Origin of the sequence: Devosia psychrophila (assembly GCF_000971275.1) — a bacterium.
GTDB lineage: Bacteria > Pseudomonadota > Alphaproteobacteria > Rhizobiales > Devosiaceae > Devosia > Devosia psychrophila.
The window spans coordinates 108694-120807 of record NZ_LAPV01000009.1; the positions used below are offsets into that span (position 1 = coordinate 108694).

General features: G+C 60.1%; 11 protein-coding genes. 2 read left to right on the forward strand and 9 right to left on the reverse strand.

Translation table 11 applies throughout. The annotated features are described in order from the left end of the window. Window positions 1-62 precede the first annotated feature (62 nt). Window positions 63-1481 (forward strand): glutamate--tRNA ligase, encoded by a 1419-nt coding sequence (gltX, locus tag WH91_RS00855; RefSeq protein WP_046169112.1) that lies wholly within the window; start codon window positions 63-65, stop codon window positions 1479-1481. Between the two features lie 147 nt (window positions 1482-1628). Further along, on the forward strand, window positions 1629-2918 hold the full coding sequence (gene gltA, locus WH91_RS00860) for a citrate synthase (protein ID WP_046169113.1): 1290 nt from the start codon (window positions 1629-1631) through the stop codon (window positions 2916-2918). Here the strand turns inward: gltA and WH91_RS00865 are convergent. From WH91_RS00865 to frr, 9 genes are all read right to left on the reverse strand, one after another. Then, window positions 2894-4048 (reverse strand): lipid-A-disaccharide synthase, encoded by a 1155-nt coding sequence (locus WH91_RS00865; protein ID WP_046169114.1) that lies wholly within the window; start codon window positions 4046-4048, stop codon window positions 2894-2896. The two genes, gltA and WH91_RS00865, sit on opposite strands and share 25 nt — an antisense overlap. Next, window positions 4049-4858, reverse strand: a complete 810-nt coding sequence (gene lpxA / locus WH91_RS00870) for an acyl-ACP--UDP-N-acetylglucosamine O-acyltransferase (protein ID WP_046169115.1) — start codon at window positions 4856-4858, stop codon at window positions 4049-4051. Beyond that, on the reverse strand, window positions 4855-5331 hold the full coding sequence (gene fabZ / locus WH91_RS00875) for a 3-hydroxyacyl-ACP dehydratase FabZ (RefSeq protein WP_046169116.1): 477 nt from the start codon (window positions 5329-5331) through the stop codon (window positions 4855-4857). Before fabZ ends, lpxA begins: the two co-directional genes overlap by 4 nt. Beyond that, a complete protein-coding gene (gene lpxD / locus WH91_RS00880) occupies window positions 5328-6356 on the reverse strand; it encodes a UDP-3-O-(3-hydroxymyristoyl)glucosamine N-acyltransferase (RefSeq protein WP_046169117.1) in 1029 nt (342 codons plus the stop codon). The genes fabZ and lpxD overlap by 4 nt, the downstream gene beginning before the upstream one ends. 76 nt (window positions 6357-6432) lie before the next feature. Next, window positions 6433-8553 carry an outer membrane protein assembly factor BamA gene (bamA, locus tag WH91_RS00885; protein WP_143078004.1) on the reverse strand — a complete coding sequence of 707 codons (2121 nt, stop codon included), beginning with the start codon at window positions 8551-8553 and terminating at the stop codon, window positions 6433-6435. A gap of 182 nt (window positions 8554-8735) precedes the next feature. Continuing rightward, window positions 8736-9872, reverse strand: coding sequence for an RIP metalloprotease RseP (gene rseP, locus WH91_RS00890; RefSeq protein ID WP_046169118.1), 1137 nt, complete (start codon window positions 9870-9872; stop codon window positions 8736-8738). Between the two features lie 33 nt (window positions 9873-9905). Then, window positions 9906-10766: a phosphatidate cytidylyltransferase gene (locus tag WH91_RS00895; RefSeq protein WP_052952498.1), complete on the reverse strand. Its 861-nt coding sequence runs from the start codon at window positions 10764-10766 to the stop codon at window positions 9906-9908. Continuing rightward, on the reverse strand, window positions 10763-11524 hold the full coding sequence (gene uppS, locus WH91_RS00900; protein WP_046169119.1) for an undecaprenyl pyrophosphate synthase: 762 nt from the start codon (window positions 11522-11524) through the stop codon (window positions 10763-10765). Before uppS ends, WH91_RS00895 begins: the two co-directional genes overlap by 4 nt. Window positions 11525-11553: 29 nt before the next feature. Beyond that, window positions 11554-12108, reverse strand: coding sequence for a ribosome recycling factor (gene frr, locus WH91_RS00905; RefSeq protein WP_046169120.1), 555 nt, complete (start codon window positions 12106-12108; stop codon window positions 11554-11556). Between the last annotated feature and the right edge of the window lie 6 nt (window positions 12109-12114).

The following is a 12114-nucleotide window of genomic DNA, read 5'->3' on the forward strand; positions in this document are numbered from 1 at the left end:
CCTTGCGCTCGTGCCGCTCTATGCTACACACGGCGCCTAAATCCTCCAAGCATTCCGGTCTCATGTCCCAAGTCGTCACCCGCTTCGCCCCCTCGCCCACCGGCTACCTCCATATCGGCGGCGCCCGCACTGCGTTGTTCAGCTGGGCCTATGCCCAGAGCAAGGGCGGTAAGATGCTGCTGCGCATCGAAGATACCGATCGCGAACGCTCGACCGAAGCTGCTGTTGTAGCGCTGGTCGATGGTCTCAAGTGGCTCGGCCTCGACTGGGATGGCGAGCCGATAAGCCAGTTCGGCCGCGCCGCGCGCCATGCCGAGGTGGCTCACGAGCTGGTAAAAATGGGCCATGCCTATTATTGCTACTGCTCGCCCGCCGAGCTCGACCAGATGCGCGAAGAGGCCCGCGCTGCCGGTAAGCCGCCGCGCTACAACGGCTACTGGCGCGACCGTGATCAGAGCGAGGCGCCGGCTGGCGTTTCGCCCGTGGTCCGCATCAAGTCTCCGGTTTCCGGCGACATCGTCGTCGACGATCACGTGCAGGGCAAGGTCGTGTTCAAGACCGAGAACCTCGACGACTTCATCATCCTTCGCTCGGACGGAACGCCGACATACATGCATGCCGTGGTGGTGGACGACCATGACATGGGCGTCACCCATATCATTCGAGGCGACGACCACCTGACCAATGCCGCCCGCCAGATCGTCATCTATAATGCGATGGGCTGGACCGTGCCGGAGATGGCGCATATACCCCTGATCCATGGCCCCGATGGCGCCAAGCTGTCAAAGCGCCATGGCGCGCTCGGCGTCGAAGCCTATCGCCAGATGGGCTATCTGCCTGAAGCCGTACGCAATTACCTGGCCCGCCTCGGCTGGAGCCATGGCGACGACGAGATTTTTTCGACCCAGCAGATGATCGAGTGGTTCAGCCTCGAAGGCCTTAATAAGGGTGCGGCGCGCTTCGATTTCGTCAAGCTTGAGAACATCAACGGCCACTATATCCGCGAGGCCGCGCCGGACTACCTGTATGGCGTGATGCTGGCGACTGCTGCCGAAGTCGGCCGTGAGGTCGACGTGGCGGGACTTATTGCAAACAAGGATACGGTGCTCTCCGCCCTGCCCGAGCTGCAGCCGCGCGCCAAGACGGTGCTGGAGCTGATCGACCTGGCCCAGTTCATCTATGCGGTGCGTCCGCTGATCATCGATGCGGCTGCGTCGGCCCATTTGACCGTGGATACGCGCGCCGTTCTCAAGGACATGGCCGAAGTCCTTCGCGGCCTCAATGAATGGTCGGTACCAGCCATCGACGGGGCCATGCGCGAACTGGCAGAAGCCAGGGGCCTCAAGCTCGGCAAGCTGGCCCAGCCTTTGCGTGCAGCCCTGACTGGCCACACGGTTTCGCCCGGCATTTTCGAGGTTATGGTGCTGATCGGCCGCGACGAAAGCATGGCGCGCCTCGAAGACCAAACCGTCACTTTCTAGTGCTATTAGTAGGGTAAGCCTTGCTTACCCATTGGTTGCTTCGGATCGGCAAAAGCGATACCTGTCCGAGGCAGCTACGACTGCCCAGTTTTCGGCCCCGATGACTGCATTCGCGCGGTCTGGTACGGGGCCCTCGAGGAGAGCTCAATGACCGATAAAGTCGCCAAACTCATCGTCGGGGACCAGACGCACGAATTTCCAGTGCTCTCGGGTTCCATCGGGCCGGATGTGATCGATATCCGTTCGCTCTACGCCAAGACCGGCATGTTTACTTACGATCCCGGCTTCACCTCGACGGCGGCGTGCGACAGCTCCATCACCTATATCGACGGCGACAAGGGCCAGTTGCTGTATCGCGGCTACCCGATCGATCAGCTCTCCGAGAAGAGCACCTATATCGAGGTCTGCTACCTCCTGCTGTACGGCGAATTGCCTAACAAGACCCAGCTCGCCGAATTCGAGCAGCTGGTGACGCACCACACCATGGTGCATGAGCAGATGCACTATTTCTATCGTGGCTTCCGCCGCGACGCGCATCCGATGGCCATCATGACCGGCGTCGTCGGCGCCATGGCCGCGTTCTACCATGACTCCACCGACATCACCGATCCGCAGCAGCGCGAGATCGCTTCGATTCGCATGATCGCCAAGATGCCGACAATCGCCGCCATGGCCTACAAGTATTCGGTCGGCCAGCCCTTCGTCTATCCGCGCAATGATCTCGACTACGCGTCGAACTTCTTGCATATGTGCTTCTCGGTTCCGGCAGAAAATTACAAGGTGAACCCAATCATCGCCAAAGCGATGGACCTGATTTTCACCCTGCACGCCGATCATGAGCAGAACGCGTCTACCTCGACCGTGCGTCTTGCCGGCTCATCCGATGCTAATCCCTTCGCCTGTATCGCTGCTGGCGTGGCCTGCCTGTGGGGCCCTGCCCATGGCGGCGCTAACGAAGCCGCGCTCAACATGCTCAAGGAAATTGGCACGGTCGACCGCATTCCCGAATACATCGCCCGCGCCAAGGACAAGTCCGACGGATTCAAGCTGATGGGCTTCGGGCACCGCGTCTACAAGAACTTCGACCCGCGGGCGACCGTGATGCAGAAGACCGCCAAGGAAGTGCTCGACCTGCTGGGCGTGCACAACAACCCAACGCTGCAGGTGGCGCAGGAGCTCGAGAAGATCGCGCTCGAGGACCCCTACTTCATCGAACGCAAGCTGTATCCCAACGTCGATTTTTACTCGGGCATCATCCTTGAGGCCATCGGCTTCCCGACCTCGATGTTCACCGTGTTGTTCTCTGTCGCCCGCACCGTTGGCTGGATCAGCCAGTGGAAGGAAATGATCGCCGATCCGCAGAAGAAAATCGGCCGTCCGCGCCAGCTTTATAATGGTGCGCCAGCTCGCGACTACGAAGCGCCGGGCGCTCGCTGACGCCAATGCGCCAGGATCCGGTCCGCCGGGTCCTGCCGGAGATGGCCTTCGGCGCCAGTCTCCATCAAGTTTGAAAGCTCGCCAAAGGCCTCGATCTGGTCTTTGCGGGCTTTTTTGCTGTCCAGCAAGGCCTGCACTTCGCGCACGATAGCATCTATATCGGGATTAGCCTGGACGAGCTCGGGCACCACGGCACGGCCGAGCACGATATTGGGCAGCGACACCTGCGGCCGGCCCAGCTTGTCGAACACCCTGGCCTGCGGCCTGTCGAGCACGTAGCTCACCACCATCGGCACCTGCGCTAGACCCAGTTCCAGCGTGGCTGTCCCCGAGACCACAACCGCCAGAACGGCGTCGCGATAGATGGCTGCCCGCGCATTCCTGTCCGCCACGACCTGCACAGGCACCGGCCAATCCGCCACGACGCGCTCGATACGCTCCTTGAGAGCCGGCAAAGTTGGAATGATGAAGCCATCGACGGCCGGATTGCCCGACACCCGTTCCGCAAGCTGCTGGAACAACGGCAGGTGTCGGCGCAGCTCCCCGGCACGGCTGCCGGGCAGCAGCAGCAGCGGGCCCCGATCAACGGCTGAGCGAGTCAGCCGCTCGCTGAGAGCCGGATGACCGACATAGAAGGTCGGAGGACCATCAAGTCGCGCCATCACCCCCGGCTCGAAGGGCAGGACCGCCAGCACTTCCTCGAACAGCGGCTTGAGCTTGGCGGCGCGTTGCGGCGCACGGGCCCAGACCGACGGCGCCACATAGAGAATCAGCTTGCCGGCATAGCGGAGCCGCTTCAGCCGTTTGGCCACCAGCTTGGAAAAATCCTGCGCATCGACCAGCACGACGATGTCGGGACTGGCTTTGCGGATGGCCCGTGCGGTCTGCTCCACCCGCCACAGCAGCAAAGGCAGCCGCAGCAGCACATCGCTGATGCCCATGACGGCCAGGTCACTCATCGGGAACAGCGATTTTAGCAGGCCCTCGTCGGCTAACTCCCGCCCGCCGACGCCGATGAAAGCCAGTGGCACGCGTAGCTTGAGCCGGCGAATGAGATCTGCCGCGATGCGGTCACCCGACGGCTCGCCGGCCAGGATGAACAGCTTCAGCCGCTCGGTTGGCTCGCTCATCTACTCTGCGGCATTGCCGTTGCGCGGCAAAAGGATCGGACGGTCCGAAGCCGCGGCAATGAAGGCCACGACCTCCTGCACCAAGGCGTCGTTCTTAAACAGTTCTGCCGCATCCTCGACCCGCTCGCGCAAGGTACCCTCGCTGGCAAATATCTGCCTGTAGGCGGCGCGCAACTGGTGAATTGCCTCGCGGTCGAACTTTCGGCGCTTGAGACCGATCAGGTTGAGACCGGTCAACGTGGCGCGATTGCCGACGGCCATGCCATAGGGAATAACGTCGCCATCGACCATCGACTGCGCGCCGATAAAGGCATGTGCGCCGATGCGGGTAAACTGATGGATGACGCAGGTACCGCCGAAGATGACGTTATCCCCGATCTGGCAATGGCCGGCAATACCGACATAATTGGCCATGATGACGTTGTTGCCAATGATCGCGTCGTGGGCCACATGGGCGCAGGCCATGATCAGGCAGTCGTTCCCGATCTTGGTTAGCATGCCGCCGTTTTCGGTACCCGGATTGATCGTGACCGACTCACGTATCGTGCAACGCTCACCGATAACGAGGCGCGAAGCCTCGCCATGATATTTGAGGTCCTGCGGCTTGTGGCCGATCGAGGCGAACGGATAGACTTGGGTATCCGCACCGATTTCGGTGTGGCCATCGATGGACACATGCGAGACCAGTTCCACGCGGTCATGCAGCACGACATTGCGGCCGACGATGCAAAACGGACCGACCTTGACGCCATTTCCCAGACGAGCACCTGGCGCGACAATCGCGGTCGAATGGACTTCCGCAGAACTCACGCTGTTGCCTCGACGATCATGGCGGTGATTTCGGCCTCGGCAATGATGGTCCCATCCACGATGGCCTTGGCCTCGTAGCGACCGACATTGCGGCGGCGCTGGATCTTGGAGATATGAAACTCGATGACATCGCCTGGCCCGGCCGGTTTGCGGAACTTGGCCTTATCGACACCCAGCATTAGCACGATGTTCTTCTTGCCGCCGCCTGAGTCATGCTTGATGACGATCGCACCGGCGGTCTGGGCCATGCCCTCGATGATCAGCACACCCGGAAAAATCGGGTTCTCCGGGAAATGGCCCTGGAAAATGGGCTCGTTGAAAGTGACATTCTTGATGCCAACGGCAGTTTCGTCGCCATTGATCTTGATGATCTTGTCGATCATCAAGAACGGGTAGCGGTGCGGCAGGCTCTTGAGAATCTCGGCAATGTTCATTGCCGAGAGCTCGGTGCTCGCTGGTACGCTGTCGATCATCCGCGCTTGTCCCCCTTGGAAAGTTTACGCATCGTGGCGAGTTCTCGCCAAAAATCTCTTATATCCTGTGCCGGTGCACCGGCAAGCTTGCTGCCCGGAGGCCAGTTTTTCGTCACCGCCGCACGGCCATTCACCACCGAACCGGCGCCGATCGTGAGGTGGCCCGACGTGCCAACGCCGCCACCCATCAGCACCCCATCGCCAACAACGGTCGATCCGGCAAGCCCGCTCATCGCGGCAATCAGGCAATTGCGCCCGATTTTGCAGTTATGGCCAATCTGCACCAGATTGTCGATTTTGGTGCCTTCACCAATAGTGGTATCGCCGAGCGCGCCACGGTCGATCGTCGAATTGGCGCCGATCTCGACCCGATCCTGTACCAGCACGCGGCCTAGTTGCGGAACTTTCCGATTAGACTGACCAAAGTCGAGCCAGCCAAAGCCCTCGGTGCCAATCCGGACGCCGGAATGGATTACCACTTCATTGCCGATATGGGCACAGTCGATGGTGCAATTGGGGGCGACGGTGCTGTTGCGCCCGATGGTCACGCCTGCACCGATAACGGTATTGGCGCCGACCACAGTGCCGCGGCCAATCTCGACGCCGGGTCCGATCACCACGTTGGAGCCAATCACCACGTCACGCTCGAAGATCGGCGCACCGAGGTCCTCACGGCCAGAAAGGATCACCGCGCGGGTATTGGATGGGTAAAGGTAATCGAGAATATCGGCAAACAGGTGATGCGGTTTGTCGCTGACGATGGCCAGACAATGCGCTGGCACCACATCGCGCAACGCAGGCAGGACCACCACGGCGCCGGCTGAAGTTGAGCGCAGCTCGTCGATGTAATTCATGTGGGCCGCCAGAGCGAGATCGCCGCTATCGGCCAGATCGAGATCGGTGACGCCTGAAATTGACAGTTCCGCACCGGCCAACCCGGCTAGCAGATCATCCCGCCTGAGCGCAGCAAGAATGCTGCCGACCGTATGCGGACCGGCAAAGCGATGAAATCGGGTATCGACCATAAAGGTGTCACTTGAAAATAATTGAGCCGCGGCGCTACCGCCCCGCGGCTCAACGAACTGTCTCACGCTATAGCGACTAGAACAAGCTCTGCATGGTGATCTGAAAGACCTGAGTACGGTCTGTCGTTGACTTGTTCAGCACGTGGGCGACGTCGCCACGCAGCGGGCCAAACGGGCTATCCCAGATCAGCGAGGCACCGATCGACGTTCGGATCGGAACGTCGATGCTGTTCGGGTCCACAGTGTTGCCGCTGAGGCGCGGAACATTGTTGCCGTCGATCCAGGCAGCATCAGCCCATACAGCACCGGTCAGTCCGTAGCTCTCCGGCAAGCCGGGGATCGGGAACTGAACCTCAGCCGAGGCGCCAGCATAGGCAACTGCACCGAGATACTGGCCATTTTGAATGCGTGGCCCAAGACCGCCACCCTCGAAACCGCGGATCAGCTGCGAACCGGGCGAGAATGCCTCGACAGTGCTGACGCCATTGCCGCTCAGGTCATTCACGATGCCAGCCTGGCCACGTACGCTGCCAACGATGCCGCTATCCTGGATAATCGGCACATAGTAGCGAGCACGGGCTTCCGACTTGATCAGGCTATGGTCCCAACCAATGTACTGCTGGGTGAACGTCGCGAACAGACCTTCGGTCGGCTTCTTGGTGTCGTCCAGGCCATTCCAGGTCAGGGTGTAGCCGGCGAAGGCCTTGTAGAATTCCTGATCATTCTTGACCAGCGTCGAATCCGCTGGGTTCTTGTCGATGATGATCTTGCGCTCGCCACCGGCGAATAGAGTTGCCGAAAGGTCATCGGTGAGCGGGATGCCAGCACGAACCTGGCCACCCGTTGCCTGCGAACCGTAGACGCTGGATGACGTTTCATCGCTGATGCGATGGTAGGCATCGACGCCGGCGGAGACCTTGAGACCCATGAAGCGGGGCTCGGTGAACGAGAAGTCGAAGGTACGGCCGGCCTGCGATGCACCGATAGCAGCGCGCAGATACTGGCCACGACCCAGGAAGTTACGTTCGGTCAGCGAGATTTCGCCGAGGATACCGTCGACAGTCGAGTAGCCGGCAGTCGCGCCATATTCACCGGTCGAGCTTTCCGTCACGGCGATGTTGATCACCACCTTGTCGGCAGCAGAACCCTGTGTGGTAGTCAGATTGACGGCAGAGAAGAAGCCCAGCTCGTCGATGTTCTTGCGGCCACGGACTACAAGTGCACGATTGAAGGGGTCGCCTTCGGCAAACTCCAGTTCACGGCGGATCACGAAATCGCGGGTCTTGGTATTGCCGGTGATGTTGATGCGCTCGACATAGAGGCGAGCACCTTCATCGACCAGGTAGGTCACGTTAAACGTGCCGTTGGTCACATCACGATCGAGACGAGCCCGGACGTCAGCGAAGGAATAGCCCTGCACGGTCGCTTCGTAGGACATGTCCTCGATCGATTCCTGCAGATCGGCCGCGGAATAGCTGGCACCCTTACCAGTGCGCACACTGCTCTTGAGAGCATCTGTGTTCAGGCCATTGATGCTGGTTTCGATGCCGACATTGGAGAATTCGTACTTCTGGCCTTCATTGACGGTGAAGTTGATGAAGTATGCATTCTTTGCGGCATCATATTCGCCAACCGAAGTGACCTGTGCATCAGGATAGCCACGGTTTGCGTAAAACAGACGGGTGCGCTCACGGTCGACGGCAATCTTGCGCTCGTCGTACGAGTCATCCTTGAGCAACCAGCTCAGAAAGCCGGTTTCCTTGGTGAGCATGTTGCTCTTAAGGCTGTTGGCGCCAAATGCGTTGTTACCAGTGAAATTGATCGCCGCGATACCCGCGCGATTGCCTTCATTCACGACAAAAACCACGCGAACGCGACCATCTGCGGTCGCTTCGGTGCGCGAAGTCACGGAAACTGACAGGAAGCCGTCACGGTCATAGGCCTGACGGATGCTCTCGGTATCCGCAGCCAGACGCTGCTGGGTGAAGATGCCGGAGGCCGACACATCGACCATGGCGAGAAGCTGCGAGTCGCTGAAGCGTCGATTGCCCTCAAACAGGACTGAACCAACGAGTTGCTCCTGAGCCTGAGCCGTCACAACGCCAAGAAGCGGAATGCTGGGTCCTGCGAGCGGCGCTGCACCCAAAATGGCAAGCGCCAGTAGTGCGCCGCGCATCAGCTTAGTGGGATGGATCATATTGTTTTTGCCTTCTGCGACCAAGCCCGGGAATCGCCATGCACAGCGCTCCCCCAAGCAAACTCCATGCACTGTTTTACCGCCTTTTTAACCAACGACAAGCCGTAAGGCGGGACGCGGTTAGCAAAAGCTTGGTGCCCTTGTATTACTGCAACACCTTGCGAACCAAGGTTAACTGCGCCTTAACGCAGGATCCCGAAATACGCGAAGATGGTATCGTTAAAGAGCGTGAACACCATGAGCCCAAGGACCAGGGCGAAGCCGAAGCGAAACCCAATTTCCTGAACCTTCATGCTGAGCGGACGCCCTCTGACGGCTTCAACCAGATAGTACAGAAGGTGGCCGCCGTCGAGCATAGGTACCGGCAAAAGATTGAAAATTCCGATATTGAGCGACAGCAGGGCCATCAAATTGATCAGGGCGATAATGCCCAGCGTCGCCACTTCCCCGGAAACCTTGGCAACCTTGACCGGACCGCCCAGCTGCTCGACATCGCCGCGACCCACAAAGAAATCGCCGAGGAAGGCACCGGTGCGTTGAACGATAAAGCGAATCTCCTCCACCGTCATGCCGACAGCCTCGACCGGACCCGGCCGATACAGCGTCACATCGCCATCTGCCACGTCGCGGCTCACACCGATTCTGCCGATCTTCTGCATGTTGCCAAAGCGGTCTTCCACCTCTGCTACATCCGGCACCATGACCAGGGTTTGTGCTATGCTGCCGCGTTCGATCTGCACCGTTACCTGCCGCGCCGGGCTGGTGGCAACCATGCGCTGAAAATCCTCGAAGCCGCGCACTACATAGCCGTCCACTGAAACGATCACATCGCCTGACTGGACGCCTGCGGCCTCGGCAACCGAGCCGGCAATGACCGAGCCCACCACCGGCGGGATGGTGTAGCGGCCATAGCCAAGCAGCAGCACGTAGAGAATGACAAAGGTAAGCAGCACGTTGGCAATCGGGCCTGCCGCCACGACCGAAATACGCTGCCAGACATTCTTGTTGGCAAACAGGTGCGGTGCCAGCGCCGGATCGACATGTTCCGCCGCGTCGGGGTCCGGCACGCTGGCCACGTTCATGTCGCCGACGAAGCGGACATAGCCGCCGAGCGGGATGGCGGAAATCTTCCAGCGCGTGCCGTGCTTGTCATTCCAGCCGATCAATTCGCGGCCAAAGCCGATCGAAAATTCCTGGATAGCCACGCCATTCCATCGGGCCACGAGATAGTGCCCCATCTCGTGCACAAACACGATGACCGTCAGCACCGCCAGGAACGGAACGACGTAAGACAGTAGCCAGTAGATGAATTCGAACATGGTATTCCTTGCTTGGGCAGGCGCCTCGGCGTCCTACCAGTACAGCAGGCCTTCGGCCACCGAGCCAAATCCTGCGTGCAGCGCACCTACCAGCAGCACCAGCAAAATGCCGAATGTGAGGCTGTCGAGCCGATCCATCAGGCCGCCGTGGCCGGGGATCAAGTCGCCGCTGTCCTTGATGCGGAAATGCCGCTTCACCGCACTCTCGCTGAGATCGCCAAGCTGGCCAAGCACGCTGATCGTCGCGGCCAGCAGCAGGCCGATCCACCACGGCGAATCCGTTACTAGAACCCAGACAACGAGCCCTGCCCCGGTCCCTAACGCCAAGCCACCTGCCGCACCCGACCAAGTCTTGGACGGGGAAATGTCCGGCGCAAGCTTTTCTCCGCCAATCTGACGACCCGCAAAGAACGCGGCGGAATCAGTCATCCAGACCACTGTGCCCAGATAGACACCCGCCCAGACGCCAGCAATAGTGTCGCCACGCATGGCCAGCGCGGCGATGATGATCGCACCATAGATGACGAGGCCAAAAACGCGCCACAGCGCCGCCTCGCCACGCATGGTGATGGCAATGACTGCAGCAACAGCAATAACCGCCGTGGTTCCCCACGGTCCAAGGTATGGGTAAACCACGCCCGACAACGCCACGAACCCGATCAGCACCCAACCGCCCGGCGTCAGCGGCGCTCGCGTTACCATGGTTTCCCATTCGCGATAGGCGAGTGCAAAAATCGCCCCTACCACTACTGCAAAAACCACGCCACCGATGTAAAGCGTGCTGGCGGTCAGCGCGACCAGAACGGCAGCCGATAAAAGCCGCGGTCCAAGATCGGCCCAGCTTCGGCGGCGATTGGGTATAGTCTCAGGAGCGGGTTGACTCGGATCTGTCAAGATTGTGCCGCCTCGATACCGCCGAAGCGCCGGTCCCGCTGCGCGAATGTCTCCAGCACCTTGATGAAGCTCGATTCATTGAAATCGGGCCAGTTTTCCTCGAGGAATACGAATTCGGCATAGGCAGACTGCCAGAGCAGGAAATTGGAAATGCGCTGCTCGCCACTGGTACGGATGATCAATTCGGGGTCAGGCAAGCCGGCCGTGTAGAGCGATGAGGAAATCCGCTCCTCGGTAATATCCTCTGGCGAGAGGCGACCGGCAGCGACTTCGCGCGCCAGGTGACGCGCCGCATCGGCGATCTCGGCCTTGCCGCCGTAGTTGAACGCCACTACAAGCACGAGCCCGGAATTGGCCGCGGTCTTAGCCTCAACGTCGTCGATCAGGCGGATCAGGCTCGGCTCAAGCCCGTCGCGGCTACCGATAATGCGCACACGCACATTGTTGCGGATCAGCTTTTGCAGGTCAGACGCAACAAAACGGCGCAAAAGATTGAAGATGAAGGAAATTTCATCCTTCGGCCGGGCCCAGTTCTCGGATGAGAAGCTAAACACCGTCACATGTCCCACACCGTAGTTGATGCAGTATTCGACGAGATTGCGCAGGGCTTTGACGCCCTCGATATGGCCTTCGGTGCGACGCTTGCCGCGGGCTTTTGCCCAGCGGCCATTGCCGTCCATGATCACGCCAAGATGCGTCGGAATACGCAAGCGCGGGCGCTGCGCAACCTCAACGTTCATGACTGGATCAATGGACATCTACGCCCTCCTGGCGCAGTAAAGCCGACTTAGACCTGCAAGATTTCAGCTTCTTTGGCGGCGACGACCTGATCGATCTCGGACACCGACGCATCGGTTGCCTTCTGCACCAAATCGGACTGCACACGGGCGTCGTCCTGGCTCAAAACGCTATCCTTCTCGGCCTTCTTGAGGGCATCCATGCCGTCACGACGGATGTGACGTACGGCGACCCGGGCCGCCTCGGCATAGTTATGCGCAACCTTGGCCAGTTCCTTGCGGCGCTGCTCATTAAGCTCGGGCAGCGGCACGCGAATGACCTGGCCCTCGCCGATCGGGTTGAGTCCCAAACCGCTATCGCGAATGGCCTTTTCCACAGCCATGGCCAGTGAACGATCCCACACCTGCACGCTCAACATGCGTGGCTCCGGTACGGTGACCGTGGCGAGCTGGCTCAACGGCGTGCGCGAACCATAGGCTTCAACGGTCACAGGTTCCAACAGACTGGCGCTCGCACGGCCGGTCCGCAGGCCAGCCAGTTCCTCACGCAGCGAGGTGATAGACTTCTGCATGCGGGTTTTGATGTCTGCGAGATCATAGGCCATGGTAAA

Coding starts and splice junctions, on each gene's coding strand:
- gltX (WP_046169112.1), top strand. CDS start 63: ATGTCCCAAGTCGTCACCCGCTTCGCCCCCTCGCCCACCGGCTACCTC.
- gltA (WP_046169113.1), top strand. CDS start 1,629: ATGACCGATAAAGTCGCCAAACTCATCGTCGGGGACCAGACGCACGAA.
- WH91_RS00865 (WP_046169114.1), bottom strand. CDS start 4,048: ATGAGCGAGCCAACCGAGCGGCTGAAGCTGTTCATCCTGGCCGGCGAG.
- fabZ (WP_046169116.1), bottom strand. CDS start 5,331: ATGATCGACAGCGTACCAGCGAGCACCGAGCTCTCGGCAATGAACATT.
- lpxD (WP_046169117.1), bottom strand. CDS start 6,356: ATGGTCGATACCCGATTTCATCGCTTTGCCGGTCCGCATACGGTCGGC.
- bamA (WP_143078004.1), bottom strand. CDS start 8,553: ATGATCCATCCCACTAAGCTGATGCGCGGCGCACTACTGGCGCTTGCC.
- rseP (WP_046169118.1), bottom strand. CDS start 9,872: ATGTTCGAATTCATCTACTGGCTACTGTCTTACGTCGTTCCGTTCCTG.
- uppS (WP_046169119.1), bottom strand. CDS start 11,524: ATGTCCATTGATCCAGTCATGAACGTTGAGGTTGCGCAGCGCCCGCGC.
- frr (WP_046169120.1), bottom strand. CDS start 12,108: ATGGCCTATGATCTCGCAGACATCAAAACCCGCATGCAGAAGTCTATC.